Annotated in this window: 15 protein-coding genes, 2 tRNA genes and 3 pseudogenes; 9 read left to right on the forward strand and 11 right to left on the reverse strand. The window is 58.9% G+C overall.

Annotated elements, in window-relative coordinates; all coding sequences use genetic code 11:
- Positions 1–150 precede the first annotated feature (150 nt).
- The 5 genes from GH657_RS05240 to GH657_RS05255 all read right to left on the reverse strand — a co-directional run bounded on the left by GH657_RS05240 (position 151) and on the right by GH657_RS05255 (position 4621).
- Positions 151–227 (reverse strand) — tRNA-Pro (locus GH657_RS05240).
- Between the two features lie 170 nt (positions 228–397).
- The gene (locus tag GH657_RS05245) at positions 398–2242 is read right to left on the reverse strand and encodes a tetratricopeptide repeat protein (protein ID WP_246174002.1); all 1845 of its coding nucleotides are present in this window, start codon (positions 2240–2242) and stop codon (positions 398–400) included.
- 179 nt (positions 2243–2421) lie between these two features.
- A complete protein-coding gene (locus GH657_RS17980) occupies positions 2422–2595 on the reverse strand; it encodes a hypothetical protein (RefSeq protein WP_174769879.1) in 174 nt (57 codons plus the stop codon).
- Between the two features lie 350 nt (positions 2596–2945).
- Positions 2946–4295 carry an MATE family efflux transporter gene (locus GH657_RS05250; protein ID WP_246174119.1) on the reverse strand — a complete coding sequence of 450 codons (1350 nt, stop codon included), beginning with the start codon at positions 4293–4295 and terminating at the stop codon, positions 2946–2948.
- A 17-nt stretch (positions 4296–4312) separates the two neighbouring features.
- Positions 4313–4621, reverse strand: coding sequence for a DUF2288 domain-containing protein (locus GH657_RS05255; RefSeq protein ID WP_153099743.1), 309 nt, complete (start codon positions 4619–4621; stop codon positions 4313–4315).
- Between the two features lie 168 nt (positions 4622–4789).
- Between GH657_RS05255 and GH657_RS05260 the strand changes: the two genes are divergently transcribed.
- On the forward strand, positions 4790–5527 hold the full coding sequence (locus tag GH657_RS05260; RefSeq protein ID WP_153099744.1) for a pentapeptide repeat-containing protein: 738 nt from the start codon (positions 4790–4792) through the stop codon (positions 5525–5527).
- A gap of 62 nt (positions 5528–5589) precedes the next feature.
- Here GH657_RS05260 and GH657_RS05265 read toward each other — a convergent pair whose 3' ends face one another.
- Positions 5590–6318: a peptidoglycan DD-metalloendopeptidase family protein gene (locus GH657_RS05265; protein ID WP_153099745.1), complete on the reverse strand. Its 729-nt coding sequence runs from the start codon at positions 6316–6318 to the stop codon at positions 5590–5592.
- A gap of 168 nt (positions 6319–6486) precedes the next feature.
- Positions 6487–7443 (reverse strand): aldose epimerase family protein, encoded by a 957-nt coding sequence (locus GH657_RS05270; RefSeq protein ID WP_153099746.1) that lies wholly within the window; start codon positions 7441–7443, stop codon positions 6487–6489.
- Between the two features lie 389 nt (positions 7444–7832).
- On the opposite strand from GH657_RS05270, the gene GH657_RS05275 reads away from it, so the two are divergent.
- The gene (locus GH657_RS05275) at positions 7833–8663 is read left to right on the forward strand and encodes an undecaprenyl-diphosphate phosphatase (RefSeq protein WP_153099747.1); all 831 of its coding nucleotides are present in this window, start codon (positions 7833–7835) and stop codon (positions 8661–8663) included.
- A gap of 121 nt (positions 8664–8784) precedes the next feature.
- Positions 8785–8859 (forward strand) — tRNA-Arg (locus GH657_RS05280).
- Between the two features lie 324 nt (positions 8860–9183).
- Here the strand turns inward: GH657_RS05280 and GH657_RS05285 are convergent.
- From GH657_RS05285 to GH657_RS05300, 4 genes and pseudogenes are all read right to left on the reverse strand, one after another.
- The gene (locus tag GH657_RS05285; protein WP_153099748.1) at positions 9184–10020 is read right to left on the reverse strand and encodes an AraC family transcriptional regulator; all 837 of its coding nucleotides are present in this window, start codon (positions 10018–10020) and stop codon (positions 9184–9186) included.
- Positions 10017–10948: pseudogene (locus GH657_RS05290) on the reverse strand (helix-turn-helix domain-containing protein). The gene GH657_RS05285 and the pseudogene GH657_RS05290 overlap by 4 nt, the downstream one beginning before the upstream one ends.
- 217 nt (positions 10949–11165) lie before the next feature.
- A pseudogene (locus tag GH657_RS05295) lies at positions 11166–11614 on the reverse strand (transposase); the annotation flags it as partial.
- 44 nt (positions 11615–11658) lie between these two features.
- A pseudogene (locus tag GH657_RS05300) lies at positions 11659–12123 on the reverse strand (IS701 family transposase); the annotation flags it as partial.
- A 324-nt stretch (positions 12124–12447) separates the two neighbouring features.
- On the opposite strand from GH657_RS05300, the gene GH657_RS05305 reads away from it, so the two are divergent.
- From GH657_RS05305 to trpC, 6 genes are all read left to right on the forward strand, one after another.
- The gene (locus GH657_RS05305; RefSeq protein WP_153099749.1) at positions 12448–13332 is read left to right on the forward strand and encodes a DMT family transporter; all 885 of its coding nucleotides are present in this window, start codon (positions 12448–12450) and stop codon (positions 13330–13332) included.
- A gap of 61 nt (positions 13333–13393) precedes the next feature.
- Entirely contained in the window at positions 13394–14098 is a 705-nt protein-coding gene (locus tag GH657_RS05310) for a B3/B4 domain-containing protein (protein ID WP_153099750.1), read from the forward strand.
- Between the two features lie 8 nt (positions 14099–14106).
- The gene (locus GH657_RS05315) at positions 14107–14787 is read left to right on the forward strand and encodes a YggS family pyridoxal phosphate-dependent enzyme (protein ID WP_153099751.1); all 681 of its coding nucleotides are present in this window, start codon (positions 14107–14109) and stop codon (positions 14785–14787) included.
- A complete protein-coding gene (locus GH657_RS05320) occupies positions 14784–16889 on the forward strand; it encodes an oxidoreductase (protein WP_153099752.1) in 2106 nt (701 codons plus the stop codon). The genes GH657_RS05315 and GH657_RS05320 overlap by 4 nt, the downstream gene beginning before the upstream one ends.
- Positions 16890–16953: 64 nt before the next feature.
- Positions 16954–18027 (forward strand): anthranilate phosphoribosyltransferase, encoded by a 1074-nt coding sequence (gene trpD / locus GH657_RS05325; protein WP_246174004.1) that lies wholly within the window; start codon positions 16954–16956, stop codon positions 18025–18027.
- Positions 18028–18038: 11 nt separating this feature from the next.
- Positions 18039–18830 carry an indole-3-glycerol phosphate synthase TrpC gene (gene trpC / locus GH657_RS05330; protein ID WP_174769880.1) on the forward strand — a complete coding sequence of 264 codons (792 nt, stop codon included), beginning with the start codon at positions 18039–18041 and terminating at the stop codon, positions 18828–18830.
- The last annotated feature ends 31 nt before the right edge of the window (positions 18831–18861 follow it).

Below are 18861 nucleotides of genomic sequence, written 5' to 3' on the forward strand. Positions count from 1 at the left end.
CTTAGTGGCGGGCTTGGTGGGGTGTTCAATGGCGTGCTCAATGGCGTGCTTTGAGTGCGGCGGTGTTTTGCCAATTTGATGCATTGCTCAAGCAGTTTTTTTCAAAGTCAGACAGCGACGATGTTATGTCGCTGTCTTCCCCGAAATGCTTGGTCGGAGCGATAGGATTCGAACCTACGACCCTCTGATCCCAAATCAGATGCGCTACCAGGCTGCGCTACGCTCCGAAGAGAGACGGATATTAGCCTGTTTCAAATACACTCGTCAATCGACGTTTGCATGTTTATTGAAACTTGTTATTTTTCTTTGCGAGACGCGGATTTTTCATGCGTGTTTCGTGTGTGCAGGCCGATGAGCTAGCCCACTTGATGGCATGCGATGGCATGCCCCGGGAGGGTCAGCGTGGCGTTTTCAGCCATGCGCGCAACGCGGCTTCGACGTCTTGCAGCACGGGTGCCCAGTCGCCCAGTTCGCGCTGGCGAAAAAGCCGCGCCGAGGGATACCACGGACTATCGTTGCGTCTCACCATCCAGCGCCAGTCAGTACAGGTTGGCAGCAAGATCCACATGGGTAGCCCCGCAGCACCGGCCAGGTGCGCCACCGAGGTGTCGACGGTCAGCAGCAGATCAAGGTGATGAAGCAACGCCAGGGTGTCGCTGAAGGTTTCGATGTGCGCGGCGGGCATTTGCATAGGGGCCGCTGCGTTGAGGGTGCATGGGTCATTTTCGGCCGGGCCTTTCTGCAGCGAAAACCAGGTCACGCCAGGTAGCTGCAACAGGGGCGCGAGTAACGGCAGTGCAATCGAGCGGTAACGATCGAACCTGTAATCGGGGTTGCCGGCCCAGATGAGACCGATACGCTTCGTGTCGCCCGCCGCGGAGCGCGTAGGACGCATAGAAGGCACGGAGGGTCCGGCGTTCAGCATGGCCAGCTTTTTGCGCCAGTGCTCGATGTCTTCGGGCGGGGCGGCCAGGTAGGGTGTCATGGCGGGCAGCATGGCCAGTTCGAGCTTCATGTGTTCCGCGACGCGCGTCATGCGGCACCAGTAATCGTAGGGTCCAGGCGGCAAGGTTTGCCATGCAGTGTGCACACCCGTGACGTGACGAGCGAGTTCGACGAGTGGCTGGTCAACCCAGACGTCTACTTGCGCACCGCGTTGATGCAGCCAGGCGGCCAGACGCAAAAACTGCAACTGGTCGCCCAGACCTTGTTCGCCAATCAGCAGGAAGCGGCATCCCGCGAGGGCTTCGCCTTGCCACTCGGGCCAGTCAGGCCGCACGAGGTCATGGTTCTCGGGCAGCTTTTCGTGCCACACATATTGTTTCCAGCCCTGCTCGAAGTCGCCGAAACGCAGTTGCGTGAGGGCGAGATTAAATTGCGCGGAGGCGTCATGAGGCAAGAGGCGGGCAGCTTCGATGCTGTGCCCGCGGGCTGCGTCGAAGTCACCCAGGATATTGCAGGCGTAGGACGCGTTGTGATGCAGCAGGGCATGTTCCGGATCGAGCGCGAGCCCTTGCTGCGCCACGCTGAGGGCATCGTCGAAGTGTTCAAGCTGGTTGAGCGTAAAGGCGAGTTCTTTCAGCGCGAAGACATCGGCGCTAAAACGCTCACGGAGCTGCGCCAGCCATGGGTACAGAGGCGCGCCCAGTGCGGCGAGCGCGCGGAGCAGCGCGAGGCCGGCTTGCAAATGGGTGGGGTCTTCGTGGCAGAGCTGCTGAAAATGATGAGCCGCTTTTTCGTGCTGTGCGTTTTCAGCGTACAGCGTACCGAGCGCGAACCTCGCGGCATGCAACCGCGGATTGAGTTCGAGCGCGCGCAGATAGTGCTGCCCGGCTTTGGCTGGCTCGCCGGTTTGTCTCAGGCAGTCGCCGAATTGCTGCTGTAGCACGGCCGTGTCGCCCGCGATGTCCAGCGCCAGTTGGCACAACGCACAGGCTTCCTGGTGGCTGCCATATGCGCTAGCTAGCGCAATGCGCTGGTTCCAGATATCCGCGCGTGCAGGTGCCGCGTTCAGGGCACGGTCCAGATAGTCGCGGGCGCGCCCGGGCTGATCTGCTTGTAGCGACGCCAGGGCCAGCCGGTGCAGGACATCCGGATGGCCGGGTTGCAGTACCTGAACGGCTTCGTAGAGTTGTAGCGCGTCGTGAATCTGGCCTGCCAGGTAATGCGTATCGGCGCGGATGAACAGGGCGGTGGCGTGCGCATCGTTGAACGCCGGCTCGGGCAAGGGCAATAAAGACACGGGGCGGATCCTGAAAACACAGCGAGATATCAGACAGATACAGCAGACGGATACTAGCCGCTGATTTTAAAGGATCGAGCCGTGAGCCATGACATCGTAGAATGCGATGTTGCGTTTGCCGTGGCGGCAGATAAATGGTGCCGCGCCGAGGTTAAACCCGTTCATCCGCTAATCTGCCGTTAATGCCTGCGATGCAGCCAGTCGAGCAGATGATGGCTTGCTAGCCAGTGATGCATCATGCCTTCGCCGTCGTGTTCTTTTTTATAGCTTTTCATTTCGAATACAGAGAGAGCAGCCAATATCAGTAACCCAATACCAAGACCGATTAATCCCGCAATATCGTCGGCACCCATGAAAAGCCTCCATCAATGATTAAAAAACACCTCCCAATACTAGGACATGCTTTACGCGCTTGGCCAAGCGAGTTTAACTATCGGTTCTTTTGACATGCCGCAGTCAGCATTACAGGTAAACTTGGGACGTTTTTATCTTTCTGAACGGGACTTTTATGACACGCATTCTCTTGACCATACTGTTTTTATCCGCCCTCGCTGCTTGTAGTAACAGCAGCTACCGCAGCAATTACAAAGGGGCTCCGATTGACCAGAAGCCACCATCGATGGTCGATGGGCCGGGGGCCATGCCCGAGTAATCACAGGTGATGCGTGAGATATGACGTGTCCTGTCTGTGCGCGGCGTGGTGTTAAGTCTTGCCGGGCCCGATGCCACGCATGAGCGCTGGCAAAAACCCTGCGAGCGTGACGCCGCGCATGGCCATGAAGAGGAGTAACGCTGCCCACAAGCCAGGGTTGCCGTAAGCGGTGAGCAGCCCCCATGAGGCCATGGCGAATAGCGCGAATGACAGCACCATGGCCTGCATCAGCTCACGCGTGCGCGTCGCACCAATGAACACGCCATCCAGCAAGAAGCCCCAAACCGACACGACAGGCAAGGCCACCGCCCATGGCAGCAAGGTCTGGGCATGCAGACGTACGGCCATCTGGTCGGTAAGCTGGGCGATCAGCCAGGGGCCCAGCATCCAGTACATCAACGAAAACCCGAGCGCGCCAAGTACCGACCACAACAGTGTCACGCGCAGCGTTTGACGAAATGCGCGCCGGTCACCCGCGCCAACCGTGGCGCCCACGAGCGCTTCCGCCGCATGGGCGAAGCCATCCAGGGCATACGCCATCAACGTTTGAAAATTCAGCAAAAGTGCATTGGCGGCGAGCGTGATATCCCCTTGCTTCGCGCCGAGGTGAGCAAACCAACCGAACGAGGCGAGCAGGCACAGCGTGCGAATGAAGAGGTCGCGGTTGAGCGCGATGAGACGTTGCAGTCCGCGGCGCTCAAACAGCGCAGCCCACTTGAGTGGAGTCAGGCCCCGTGGCCGCAGATGCCACAGCAACGCTGCCCCAGCAGCAAAGCCAAGCGCATCCGCTGTTGCCGTGGCGGCGCCGATGCCCGTTACCCCTCTGTCCAGGCCATACACATAGAGCAGCACGGCGGCGATATTGATCGCGTTAATCAATACCTGGAGCGCAAGAGCGAGGCGCACGTGCTGGATGCCCAGCAGCCAGCCGAGAATGACGTAATTGGCGAGTGCCAGCGGGGCGGCCCAGATCCGCGCCTGGCAGTACGCCTGGGCCTGCTGCTGGACGGCGGCGCTGCCACCCAGCAACGTGAGTGCTGCGTGGATCAACGGGGTTTGTAACGCCAGCACGGCAAGGCCAATGACACCCGCCAGAAGCAGGGCCCGCGCCAGGGTCAGACGGAGCGCAACCTGATCGCCCGCGCCAAACGCTTGTGCGACGAGCCCTGTCGTGCCCATGCGTAAAAAACCGAAGCCCCAGAACACGAAACTGAAAACCAGCCCGCCGAGCGCAACGCCGCCCAGGCTGGCCACCTCGTCGAGATGTCCCGCGACGGCGGTATCGACCGCGCCTAGAAGAGGTTGAGTCAGATTGGCGAGAACGATAGGAATGGCGAGCGCGAGGACCCGGCGATGTCCGCAATTCAGTCGGGCCTTGGCCCCAGGTATGGACGCAGGGATAGCCGAGGGGGGCTGGCTCAACCGCGTTCCTGAACGCAGACCCACGGCGACACCACGACGGCCCATAAATCGGGATCGCGGGCGGTGAAATCCGCAGCGGTCGCGGCTTCGAGCCGCGTTACCTGCCCCGTCGAGAGCCATTGGGAGACTAGCCCGGTATGGTCGCTAGCGATGGCTTCCGCGACGCTCACCAGATCAAGATCGTGTGCGACGTGCAGCAAGATGCCCTGGGCAAAAAAGCGCTCCAGTTCGGGCCAGCCGATTTTTGCGGTTTCCGCAAGCAAGGTGAGATAGAGCGGGCTGTGAACGGGGGCGGAGGACGTCATGGAGGAAGCGCGTGGCAAGAGGCTTGCTACTATAAACCATCGTGCAGGCCGCATTCGCGCTGTGTGCGGTTCAGGTACGCTGCCGCTTTATCCAGCAAATGCCTGACATTGGCCACAGGCTTGCCATTTAGCGCCGCGTCTTTCACTGGGCGGCGCAGGAACCCGACGATGTCTTCTTCTACCACCCGGCCACGCGCTGCCGCGGGCCAGTCTGAACCCTCTGCGAATCACCCGCCGCTATCCGGCGAGACACTCGCACGGGCCGATGTTGAACGGTTGATCCAGCACGTCGCATCGCCCCTGCATTTCGTCGATTGCGACTTCGCTGAAGCGGATCTTTCGCGGCTCGATTTACGTGGCGTAGTGTTCGAGCGTTGCACGCTCAGCGAAACCCGTTTTGTCGGCGCATCGCTCGCGCATAGTCATTGGCTCCGGTGCCGGGGCCGTGAGGCCGATTTCGCCTCGGCGGATCTGGTCGACGCCGTGTTTCAGTCGAGCGATTTCAACAATACGAACTGGCGGCGCACGCATCTCGCCTCAGTGACCTACACCGGCTGCAAGCTGACCGGAGCGAATTTCGAGGCGTGCGCGGCGTTAGGGCTGAGGTTTGTCGAGACACTGCTGGTGGGTGCGCATTTACGCGGCCTGTCGTTTCGCAAGATGACGCTGCAGCAGCTCGATTTTTCCGATGCCGATCTGGCGGGCGCCGATTTTCGTGAGGCGATTTTTGAGGGCGGCAGTCTGAAAGACGCGAATCTGAAAGACGCGCGTTTCGCGGGCGCGGACCTGCGCGCGGTGGATTTAAGCGGGGTGCGGCTGGTGGATGCCGGATTGTTTCGCGGTGCGACGATTTCGCACGAACAGGCAGCGGTGCTGGTGATGGAACTGGGGTTGCGCGTGATGTGACGCATCAGGCAACGGTACTGCGTTGCGGCCTGATGCGCCTGGCGGGCTGTGGCGGCCAGGCGCTAGCGAGCGGGCAGTGCGGTTGAGGGATCAACTGATTTGCCCAGGTAGCGCAATTCGAAATGCAGCATGACGCGATCGCTGTCGGTATTGCCCATTTCCGCGATGTTTTGTCCTTGCGTGACGCTCTGGCCTTCCTTGACGAGGAGTACCCGGTTGTGCGCATAGGCGCTCAGGTACTGCGCGTTATGTTTGACGATCAGCAAGTTGCCATAGCCACGCAGGCCATTGCCTGCATAAACCACGGTCCCAGCGGCTGCCGCCTTGACAGGCGTGCCTGCACTGTTGGCGATGTCGATGCCCTTCGAATCCCGGCCATCGAAGCGGCGTATGACAGTTCCAGCGGCAGGCCAGATGAGTGCGATTGACGAGGCGGGGGGCTTGGTGGGCTCGGCCTCGCGTGCAGACGCTGGGCGCGTGGCGGCGGGGCGTGCGGGTGTCGTGGCGCTTGTGCCTTTGGCGGTATTGCTGCGCGTTCCGTTGCTGTTGCTGGCCACATTGGCCGGCGGTGCGATGCGCAGCACCTGGCCGACCTCGATGGCATCCGGATTGGATAGCGTATTCCAGCGCGTGATGCTCTGGATGGATTGCCGGTGATCGCGCGCGATTTTCGAAACCGTGTCGCCGCGCTCGACGCGGTAGTATCCCGGCCCCACGGGCGCCGAACCGCAGGCGGCTAGCAGGCTGGCCAGCACGCAACTGGCCAGCCATCTGAATTGTGTTCCCAGCATTCAATCTCTCAAGACAGGGCGGTGTGCCGGGTTTCGCCGCTGGGTTTCACCCATGACAGCGGTGCGGCATGCGCAAAAACGCCGATTTTAACGGGTTTGTCCCAGGGTGTTGAGATACGGCGACAGGTCTTGAACGTGTTGTCTGCGCGATTGAAGGCGGGTTCGGCGTTAATCCAGTGCGGTGACTTTGATGCGGAGCGCGGCTGTTTCGCTTTGCCCGGGTTCGAGCCAGCGCAACCCTTCACCGTTATGAATCGCATCGGGCAAGCCAAGCCAGGGTTCGATGCAGTAATAATCGGCCTCCGTGGTTTCAGCCCAGGTGGTCACGGCGTACCAGGGCACGGCGCCTGGGCGGTTCAGATCGAGCGAGATCACGCGCTTCAGGCCGGGAGCGATAAGTTGCACGGGTTGTTGCGGTGGCCCCTCAAGGCAATGGAAGCGGTCGTCAATGCGTGCCTCGTCGAGCGTGTAGCGGGGCGCGCCGCCCTCGGCGGGGCTGATTGAGCCATCCGCTAGCTGATGACGGCGCACGCTGGCTGGCATGGAGAGCACGGTGGTGCTGCGCTGCTCGTGAGGCAGCGCGAAATAAAAGTGATGTCCCGCGTAATAAGGCAGCCTCGAAGGCAAACCCGAAGGCAAACCCGAAGGCAAACCCGAAGGCAAACCCGCGCCGCCAGTATTTGTCGTAGTGAGCGTGACTTCCAGCGTGTCGCACCCGATTAGCCGATAGCAGGCCTCGAAGCGAAAGCCGAACGGATAGCCCGGATGGGTGGCTGCGCTGTCCGTCAACGTTAGGCGCATGCTGTGCTGTGTGTCGTCGATCTGGGCAGCAAAGGGCAGGTTGCGGGCGAAGCCGTGCATCGGCAATTCGCGCACGATACCCTCGGCGTCGCGCCATCGGCCTATCTGACCATCGACAAAATGACGCCCCAGAAAGGGAAACAGCAACGGATTGCCGCCGCGAATTTTGTTGGGCTGGCGCCAGTCAGCGTCATGGGGCCAATGAATCACGGGTTGGCCGTCAAGCACCCATGACAGCAAGAGGCCGCCATGTTGCGGAGCAAAGCGCAGTACAGAGGCCTCGTGGGCGATTTCGAGCGTGGGGGGAGCGGAAGGCAGCGTCATGATGAAGGGCGGGCAGCCATGGGCTGCATGAGAAAGTAGGAGAGTCGATAGTCGCACAGACACACGGGCCGGCGAATTAACGACGAACCACTTCTGCGTTTTAGCGGCCCCCTTCCCTGATCAGCCTTCAGTTCCGCATGGCTTCCCTGGTATTCGTCAAACACGCAAAAAACTTTCATTGAAGTGACGCGCACTCAGGTTTCGGCTTTTTTTATCCCGATATTGTTGTGTGTGGGGTGTGCAGCGCTTGGCGCGCCTCGGGTCACCCGGCATAATCGGTGCCCTTTCGGGCGTGACGTCTACGGTCACGCTCACGATCATGATCCGGTAGGCTGGCGCGAGTATTTCCCCCAGCTTCTTTACTGACTGATTTTTGCTGAGGAGCCACCTTGAGCCTGCTGTTTCTGATTTTCCTGAGCGTTTTGCAAGGCGTGACCGAACTCTTTCCGGTTAGCAGTCTGGGCCATACCTTACTGATTCCGGCGCTGTTTGGCCTGCATATCGACAAGCATGCACCTCAGCTTTTGCCGTTTCTGGTGGCGCTCCATCTGGGTACGGCATGCGCTTTGCTGTGGTATTTCCGTCAACGCTGGATGGCGCTCGTGCGGGGGTTTTGCGGCTCGCTGGCTGGGCGGCGCAGCGACGACGGGCACATGATGTGGGCGCTCATGATCGGCACCATTCCCACGGGTCTGGTGGGCCTGTTGCTGGAAAAGCGCATCGAGCGCGTCTTTCATGATTTGCGCATCGTGGCGCTGGCGCTGATCGTCAACGGTGTACTGCTCTGGCTGGGCGACCGGTTGCAGCGTGCCCGTGCGCATCAGGCGCCGGAAAAGCTCACGTTCCGCCAGGCATTTCTGGTTGGCCTGGCACAAGTGGGTGCGCTGATTCCGGGGTTTTCGCGCAGCGGTCTCACGATGATTGCGGGCAACGCAGCGGGCTTGAGCGCGGCGAAAGCGGCCGAATTTTCCTTTTTGCTGGGCACGCCGATTATTTTCGCGGCGGGGCTGCTGGAATTGCCAAAGCTGTTTCATGCGCCGGATCAATTAGCCGACGCCTTGCTGGGCGGCGTGCTGACCGCGATTGCGGCGTATCTCAGTGTGCGCTTTTTGATGCGTTATTTTGAAGGGCGCGGCCGGCTGGCGGCGTTTGGCGGGTACTGCGTGCTAGCAGGTGCGGGCTGTCTGGTGTGGTTTATGCTGCATCCGCAGCCGGTTTGAGCCGGATAAATTCCGGTTTAGTAGAGTCTTTCGGTCAAGAGGCAACGCATGAGCCGCTTGAACCGCCTTTCATCGGTTACTATAGCTGCCTTGCATGGTTGGCAGCTTGCCTCCCGCTTGCCTCCCCATAGTTCAACGGATAGAACACGGGTCTTCTAAACCTGAAATCGAGGTTCGATTCCTCGTGGGGGGGCCATAAATAGATCCAACGAAGTCCAAAGAAATCCTCGAAACCCCGTCAAGTCAAGCTTCGCGGGGTTTTTCGTTTCCAGCAAGGCACGAAGACAACCATTTACAGCTGGGGTATCTGGGGGTATCGGAGTAGCCCTCGAGCCAGATATCCCCATATTGCCACTGACCGACATGGGTGTCCTGGTTCAACCATCACCGCCTGCTCGAATCCATCAGGTACATCCCGCCTGCAGAGGCTGAGGCAAACTACTATCGGCAACTCGTCAGTCAAGCCACAGCGATGGTGGCTTGACTTAAACCAATCAGCCTCCGCGAAACACGGGGCGATTCACAGAGCCGGTAAATGCTGCGCACGCAGGGAGTGCGAGAGTGCCCCTGGCGTCAGCCCATAATTCGATACGAAATGACGCGTCAAATGGCTCTGGTCTGCGAAACCTGCGAGGTGGGACGCTTGGAGAACCGTATAGCCAGTCATGATCAGACGGCGGGCCATCTGCAGTTGACGCTGAAGACGATAGGCGTGTGGCGGCAGATGTGTAGCGGCCTTGAACGCACGAAGGAAATGGAAGCGGCTCAATCCTGCTTCGGCAGCGAGTTCGGTGAGCGAGACAGGAACTTCCGGGTGAGCGTCGATGCGGGCCTTGGCCTGTGCCAGCTCCTTGGACAGCAGCTTCATTTGCGTGGATCGAATGTGTCCCAAGAGCGAGGGCAGGATCTGAAAGAGCTCCTGCTCCACGAGCTCTTGCCATGGTTCCTGACCAGGCTTGGTGAGAGCGGTGTAGAGGCGTCCGAATGCTATTGCCGCAGGCTGGTGGTTGAGAACCGGGTGGATGAACTCCACGCCTGTACTGTGTCCCATGGCCTTCGAGAATTGCGCGATCAGCGCAGGGTCTAGATAGAGCATGCGCCAGGCGCGTGCTTCGCCAGCAACGGGTCTGCCGTCGTGGACTTCATTCGGATTGACTGTGATCATGTTGCCGGACGTAGCGCGCACTTCCCCGCGGCCGCTGGCGGAGTCCTGGGCGCCGCGTATGACCACACCTATGCCGAACTGGTCATGTGTATGCCGGCCGAATGAGCGGCTGGACGCCGCCTCCACGGCAACCACGCCGGACTGCCCGCAAACTCCGGCTTTGAACTGCCTCTTGGCGTCTCCTTGAGTCATTTTTCGATCCTTCTTTTCGCAGAGGTACGGTGAAGGAATTTAACTGGGCCTACCTTGATCTGGTGTCCTGAGTTAGAAATTCGCAAACTGAATCTCTCGATGCTCGAGAGGATGTCCTCTGCGGACTTGACCCACGTGAATGGCTTGGGGTTGGCGTTGGCGTTGTTGATTTGCAGGTACTGCTTGATTGCTTGCTCGAGTTGCAGAGTCGAGCGATGTGTGTCGCGGCGGATGTACTTGTCGGCGAGGGTGGCGAACCAGCGCTCAACTTGGTTCAACCACGATGCCGAGGTCGGTGTGAAGTGAACATGAAAGCGCGGATGTCGAGCAAACCACGCCTTGATCGAAGGGGTCTTGTGAGTGCCATAGTTGTCCATCACCAGACCACGCACAGCCGCATGGCCTTGAGCGGTGGATCTAGGTACAGGCCCACAATGTTGCGCACCTTCTCGACGAACAGCAGGCCGCTCGACAGTTTGAAAGTTTCTTGGCGATGCGGCTGCAAGCCGAAGGCGCGCCAGATGCGCGTGACTGCCGTTTGCGACACATCGATCTCGCGCGCCATGGTACGCGTGCTCCAGTGGGTCGCTTCGGCCGGCACCGACTCCAGCGTCTTGGCGATCACCGCATCGACACGCGCGTCATCAATGCTGCGCGGGGCGTCTGAGCGCGGTGCATAGAACAATCCGTCCAGGCGCTGTTTGACGAAGCGAGCGCGCCACTTGGACACCGTCTGTGGCGTGACCCGCAGGCGGGCTGCGACCACCTTGTTGTCAATACCATGCGCACGAGCCAACACAATGCCCGCTCTCGAGGCCAAGGTCTGCGCCGTCTTGCGACGCAGCGTCAATGCCACGAGCTGTTCGCGTTCGACTTCGCTCAACACCAGTTGCGCCTTTGGCCTTTCTCTCATCGTCACCTCCATCATATCCACGCACTATACGCGCAGAATCAGTAATCAGTTATTAGTTCAACAAACTTCTAACGCAAGACACTAGTCTTACTTTGTCACAAGTTAAGGAAGGTCTGCATCATCCGTTTTCCACACGTTTTTTTGCTGCCGGTACGGTGGCACAACGCGCTCAATCATGACACCCCGTATTTTCCGATGCGATGGACGTCACCCTCCATGGCGTTTGCACCTTCTATAAAGCCTTGCGCGCCATCCACAGGTTGCCCAGCGCAAACAGTGTCGTGATTTGGGCGGTGTTCTTTTTCAAACCACGATATCTCGTCTTCGTGTACCCAAATTGCTGCTTGAGGATGCGAAACGGATGTTCGACCTTGGCCCGGACACCGGTTTTTAGTCGTTCTGTCTGATCGAATATCGCATCCACACGATCACTCAGGCCCAGCTTTCTGCGCTTGGCTGGCCTCATTGCAACGTGCCAGCGCACCGGGCTGTTTTCGCAGCGCTTTTCAATACCCTGATAGCCCGCATCGGCATACACATCAGCTTCTTCGTCGTGAAGCAGTTGTTCGGCCACGTTGATGTGTGAGCGTTGGCTGCCGTGCCAATGACGGTGTGAACCCAGCCCGATTCCGCGTCCATACCAATATGGGCCTTCATTTCGAAGTACCCGTTGCTGCCTTTCTAATGCACGCGCCAATCAAATCCAGGACTTTTGCAGACCTTCCTTAGGCCTCGTGATCGAGTTCGGCACGTGGCGCTGCGCGCGCAGGACTACCCCGGGGGATGTGACCCTTGGGCATGGCAGGCACCTGGCGTTCGATGAGGTTTTTTTTGCCACCGACGCCCTTGTCGGCGGTGAGGCGTTCGGCCATCAGGAACCCGTAGGCCGCGATGCTCAGTACGGCATGATGGTGCAAAACCTCGCCAACCTCGGCCCTCGTAGTGCCCCAGGCCGAAGTCCTGCTTGAGGTCCTGGTCGTCGCGCTCGATGCGCCAGCGCTGATCGGCATGTGCTCAGGCAGCGTGGACAGAAAATATTTGCTGGGCTCGGCTTCCTGTACCGGCCACTCGATGAGAAGCCATTGTTCAGGGCGCAGGCGCGCCTTGCCCGTGTTGCCCCCGGAATGGCGTACCCTTACCGCAGCAAAGCGACCGCTGAGTGTGTCGTTGGTTCCCTCTCGCCAACTGACTAGCGATCAAAGTGTTCGGCTGCAGTCATCGATCCTCCGCCCCGAAGTCGGGGGGATTCAACTATCTACTTTATGACACAGTAAGACTAGAGCATGTTATGACCTTTTAGGTACCCGCGCTGGCTCTGCGCGCCGGCGCTCGCGGCGTTGCAGCGCTTGCCAGGGCAGGAGCCTTGGCGGCGCACTGCGCCTTGCGATCACCGGCGCGCAGAGCCAACCTGAAGGAAAAGTCGCACATAGCAATATCGTTCAAGACTGTTTCCCTGAGTTCCTCTTAAATGCTGGAATTGTTTATGCATATTGATGTGCGTAAAAGGGGAAAATTTGTCAAGTCGAACGATCGGATACTTGTTGCTGTCGTTGGCCATGATGACTGTCGGCTCGACTGTGATCGCGTCCAAACTCATTGCGGGAAACATGCCGCCGTTCCTCGCAACTGCGCTTCGGTTTGCCTTCGCCTTGCCCGTGCTGGTCACGCTGATCTTCCTGCAACGCGAGCCTTGGCCAAAGCTTACGCGCAGCGACTGGAGGCTGCTACTGCTTCAGGCTGGAGCTGGAAGCGTTGGCTATACGACGCTGCTCATCACTGGACTCTCTCATCTTTCTGCTGCGGATGCCGGTGTGATCATTGGTACTCTGCCGGCTGTCTCCGCCCTCTTTTCCGTGATGGTGTTGGGCGATCGACCGGGGCTGCGGCTGCTCATCAGCGTGCTGCTTGCCACCATTGGGGTGATGGCCGTGGGATGGAAAGGCACTGGACCGTCCTCGCTCACCGGTGTGCTCTACATCCTCGGAGCAGTCGTCTGCGAAAGCGCATTCATCCTGCTCAACAAGCGCATGCCGGTGCCACTCAAGCCACTGCTACAGGCCACAACGATGACGGGGTTGGGCTTACTGGTATCGCTGCCCGTCGCATTCCTCGAACTACCGGTTGCCAAGCCCAGTACTTTGGCAATCGCGGCCATCGTCTGGTACGCCCTGGTGCCCACGGTCGGCGGTTTTCTGCTGTGGTACAGCGGTGCGGCGCGAGTGAGCGGGAGTGAAGCCGCGACATTTACGGCGGTCGCTCCGTTGACGGCAGTTGCACTTGCCGCGCTAGTACTCGGCGAACAGATCGGATTGGTACAGACCTTCGGCGTGGCCGCCGTTATTTTCGCCATTCTCGTTCTCACATTTCCGATACGTCCCAAGTCAATGCTACGAGTCTGAGCACGAGCCTTTGGCCGCGCCTCACTCATCCCGGACACATAACAACACAGAGGTGCGAAACATGTATTTCAATCATTCCGACGAGGTGTGGGATCGATTCCCGGAATTGGTGGCCTTGGTTCTGGTCGTTCGACAGGTGCGGTCTGCTGAGCTGAAGGCCGGCGTTCTCGATGACACGTTTGCGAAGGTTGCCGCTTCGCTGGAAACGAAACCGGAGGGCGAGCTTCCATCCATCCAGGCATGGCGCCAGGCCTATGCTGAGATGGACTTGAAACCCACGCAGTATCGCTGTGCAGCCGAGGCGCTCCTGCGTCGTTTCCGCAAGGACCGGAATCTACCGAATTTTCATCCGCTCGTGGATACGCTCAACGCGGAATCCATGCACGCTGCCATTCCGATTGCTGCGTTTGACTGCGCGCATATTTCCGGAGGAATCGTCGTGCGGCCTGCAAACGGTTTGGAAGCCCATCGGACCTTTCAAGGCGAGATCGAACAACCCGCTGTGGGCGAGATCATTTTCGCGGATGAGGCCAACCATGCCCATTCACGCCGCTGGGTGTTCCGGCAAGGAGCGGAATCGGTGGTCTCCAACACGTCGGACACGGTGCTGATCGTTGCCGAAGCTCTCCACGGCGGGGCACTCGAAGATTTGCAGGCCTTGCGCGAGCGCATCGCTTCCCGGGCAATGGAGCTGGGCATCACGATCACGCACGAAGACATGCTGACAAGCTCTCATCGGCGTTTCCAGTTCACGCACGATTTCTGAAAGAAGGTATGGAATTCTCACTTGCCACTAACATCGAGCGGATCACGAATGCTATTCGAAACGCAGAAATTGCCCATGGCCGATACCAGGATACGGTGACGTTGGTAGCTGCATCGAAAAACGTGGCTGCGGCGGACATTCAGGCAGCCATTGATCTGGGGCTGCGCATTTTTGGCGAGAACCGGGTGCAGGAAGTGGTTGCAAAGTGGACCGATCTTCGCGCCGCCAATCCCGGCGTGGCGCTCCACCTGATCGGGCCGCTGCAATCGAACAAGGCCCGCCAGGCTGTCGCGCTATTTGACGTCATCGAATCCGTGGATCGCACTAAGTTGGCGCAGGAAATCGCGGAGGAAGCGGAAAAGCAAGGCCGTAATCCAACCGTCAACATCCAGGTCAACATCGGCAATGAACCTCAGAAGAGTGGCGTTCTGCCAGCTGATACGCCATCGTTGATTGAGGCATGCCGCAATGTCTACCACCTGAATGTTCAAGGCCTCATGTGCATCCCCCCGGCAGGCCAGGATCCATCAAGCTACTTCTTGCTCTTGAAGTCGATAGCTGCCGATCATGGCCTACCCATCCTGTCGATGGGAATGAGCGCCGATTTCGCACAGGCCATTGCGCATGGTGCAACGCATGTCCGGGTTGGCAGTGCGATATTCGGCGATCGTGAGCCCGTTGTGCAATGAAGTCACCTATCCCGATTGAGTCACATGCGGGCCGCTACTCACCGCTTTTTGAGCCACTGCGTATCGGACCCGTCGTGGCGAAGAACCGCTTCTATCAAGTCCCACACTGCAACGGCATGAATCGCGTGCATCCAAGCGCGATGGCCCGCATGCGGGGGATCAAAGCCGAAGGCGGTTGGGGTGTGATCTGCACCGAGCAGTGTGACATCCACTATTCCAGCTGTCACCCACGCGAACTCCGGCTTTGGGACGCTCGAGACATACCCGTTCTCGCTAAGACATCTGAAGAAATTCACCGATATGGGGCGCTGGCTGGAATCGAACTGGCGCACAACGGTTTTCACGTTACCAATCTGGAAACGCGAGCAATTCCCTTCGCACCATCGCTCACCCCAACGCGGGGAACGGCTCCCGTGACTGCGCGGGAGATGGACAAGAGCGACATCCGGGACGTCCGCCGCTGGCACCGCAATGCGGCGTTGAACGCCAAGTGCGCAGGATTCGACATCGTCTACATCTATGCGGGCCATGACATGACCCTTCCGGTCCACTTCCTGTCGCGGCACCATAACCGGAGGATAGATGAATACGGGGGCAGCCTCGAAAACAGAGTGCGCCTGCTGCGGGAGCTGATCATGGACACCAGGGACGCGGTCGGCGACAACTGCGCGGTCGCCCTGCGGTTCAGTGTCGACGAACTTGCCGGTCCGTTTGGCCTTTCCAGCGAAGGGGAGGGCCGTGACGTTGTTGAGATGTTGGCAGACTTGCCGGATCTGTGGGACGTAAACATCGGCCCATTTGACAATGACGGGCAAACTTCCCGTTTCAGCGATGAAGGTTTTCAGGATCGCTATGTCAGCTTCGTCAAACAGGTGACCGGCAAACCAGTAGTCGGCGTGGGCCGGTATACATCGCCTGATCACATGCTTTCCCTGATCTCGACAGGAAAGCTGGACTTCATCGGAGCGGCACGCCCTTCTATTGCCGACCCATTTCTTCCCGAGAAGATCAGAACCGGAGCATTTGACGATATCCGCGAATGCATCGGATGCAATATCTGCGTCGCATCAGACAAGCTGAGCGTTCCGTTGCGTTGTACCCAGAACCCTACGATAGGCGAGGAATGGCGCAGAGACTGGCATCCGGAGGCGATCCTGCCAAAGGAAAGCGAGCACAAGGTGCTGGTTGTTGGAGCAGGACCGGCGGGCCTCGAAGCAGCACTCTGGCTTGGCCGCCGCGGCTACGAGACGATCCTGGCCGAGAAGGAGCGGCATCTTGGCGGGCGCGTACTGACGGAGGCCAGCTTGCCTGGCTTGCATGCGTGGCGCCGTGTCGCCGATTGGCGCCTGGGGCAATTGCGCAAGAGTCCGAACGTTCTCGTGCTGCCAGAAAACCCTATTTCCGCAAGCATTGCTTTGGAAACGGATTGCAATCTGATCGCAATAGCGACAGGCGCGCGATGGTGCACCGATGGCATGGGCCGTACGCATGCGACAGCGATAGACGGTCTGGACAGACTGTCCGTGTTCACGCCGGACGACGTGATGGCTGGCAGGATACCTAGCGGGCGCGTGGTCATATTCGATGACGACCACTACTACATGGCCGGCGTGATCGGCGAACTGCTCGTCGATCGAGGTTGCGCCGTGGATTTCGTGACGCCCGAGAGCCTCGTCTCGGCATTCACGCTCAACACGGCTGAACAACCCAGAATTCAGAAAAGACTGATCGAGCTTTGCAGTAGCGTGCACGTGTCGCAGCGGCTGGATCATGTCTCGCCAGATGGCGTCGTGATCTCCTGCGTCTTCACGGGACGGAAACGAATCCTGCCGGCTGACGCGGTCGTATTAGTGACGTCGCAGATGCCGAACGACGATCTGTATCGGGAAATCGAAGCACAGCTTCCAGCCAGGAACGAAATTGACGGTGTCCAGCGCCGTGTGGTGCGAATTGGTGATTGCTATGCACCTGGCACTATCGCAGCAGCTGTCTTTTCTGGTCATCTGTTCGCCCGAACGCTCGACAACCGCCTGCACGATAGCCCGCCATTCCGCAGGGAAAACGTCGCTCTGGACTGGGATCAACAGATCGCCGCCGTATGAGGCCAGTGCGGAAAACCCATGCAGAAGATCACGGACATTCTCCGATAAAAAACCGGGAGGCCGATTGCCCAATCACATCAGAAAAGAAGTCGTTCCGCGCGATCTCAAGTGGATGATCAATCATCTCGTTTCTCGGGGCACTTTGAGTCGACATGAAATGATTACTCTGATCGACAGCATCGTTTCGGGAGAGGCAAGCCATGCCCAGATCGGAGCGATGCTGACGGCCTTGCGCATGCGAGGCGAGACGATTGATGAGATTGTCGGCGCAGCTTTATCAATACGGGCGCACATGGTGAGGCTGAGTGCACCTTCCGGGACGATGGACATATTAGGCACTGGCGGAGACAACGCAGGAACCTACAACGTCTCAACCTGCGCGGCATTCGTTGTAGCCGGGACAGGAGTCCGCGTGGCCAAGCAGGGTAACCGGGCGTTCTCTTCGAAGTCAGGCTCAGCTGACGTCTTGCAGTCGCTCGGCGTCAACCTGGACCTGGCGCCGGACGATATCGCACACTGCATTACCGAAGTCGGCATTGGCTTCATGTTTGCACCGGCGCACCATCCGGCTCTCAAACAAGTGATGTCGGTACGCGTTGATCTCGGGACGAGAACTATCTTCAATATTCTTGGCCCCTTGGTCAATCCTGCGAGCGTCAAACGCCATTTGGTCGGGGTTTACTCCCGACGCTGGGTTCGCCCTCTGGCACAGGCACTGGCCGAACTCGGATCCGAACGGGCGCTCGTCGTTCATGGTTCTGATGGGCTCGATGAAATCACCACGACAGGCCCTACCTTCGCTTCAATGGTCATCAACGGTCGGCTCAGCGAATTCACGATTACTCCCGAGATGTCCGGCCTGTCGCGCGTGAGACCTGAAGCGCTGAAGGGCGGGAATCCACAAGCCAATGCCGATGCGCTGCGGGAGGTGCTCGAAGGGAAGCCTGGTCCCTATCGGGATATAGCGCTTCTCAATGCGGCTGGAGCGTTGATCGCAGCCGGGGAAGCCGAGGATTGGCTCGACGCCATGCGTTTGGCTTGTGCCTCAATTGATGAAGGCAAGGCACTTTTGTGTCTGCAGCGCCTGATCGAGGTATCTAACCGGAGGTCGTCCGCCTCTCAACTGCTCTACACATGAATGGATGACTAATGAATATCCTGGATACGATCAAAACTTACAAGATCGAGGAAGTCCAAAAGGCTTGGAAGGATCGCCCACTTTCTTCTTTCGAGAGCACGGCCGCTCGCCTGCCTGCGCCAAGAGACTTCGTACAGGCCATAGAAGATCGCATCGCGCAGGATCAGATCGCCTTGATCGCTGAGATCAAGCGGGCAAGCCCATCCAAAGGCATCATCAGAGAGGCCTTCAATGTGGCAGAAATTGCCACAGCCTACCAGCGGGGCGGCGCAACCTGCCTGTCAGTCCTGACTGACGAACATTTCTTTCTAGGTAGCGCGCAGGATCTGAAGACCGCAAAAGAAGTTTCGCACTTGCCAGTGCTGCGCAAGGATTTCATCGTCGACCCGTACCAAGTTTATGAAGCGCGAGCGATGAATGCCGACTGCATTCTGCTGATTCTGGCGATGCTCGAAGATGACCTTCTGGTCAGGGAGCTGGCAGAAATCGCTGCTCGCCTCGACATGGGAGTGCTGGTCGAAGTTCATGACGAGCACGAGGCCGAGCGTGCTCTGTCTATGAACGCCAAGCTGGTTGGTGTCAACAATCGCAACCTCTCAGATTTCTCGATCGATTTAAGTGTTTCAGAACGACTATCCAGGATGCTCAACCCGCATTGCGTGGTTGTGAGCGAAAGCGGCATTACCAGCGAAACCGAAGTGCTCCGCCTCAGGGCCGGTGGGATTAAGAGCCTTCTCATCGGCGAGCAGCTAATGCGGGCGCCCGACATTGAGCGGGCCACACGATCGATCACTTCGCTATAGCCCAGATCCTTTTTCCCAAAGGATTTTCATC

It is taken from the genome of Paraburkholderia hayleyella (assembly GCF_009455685.1).
Classification (GTDB): Bacteria; Pseudomonadota; Gammaproteobacteria; order Burkholderiales; family Burkholderiaceae; genus Paraburkholderia; species Paraburkholderia hayleyella.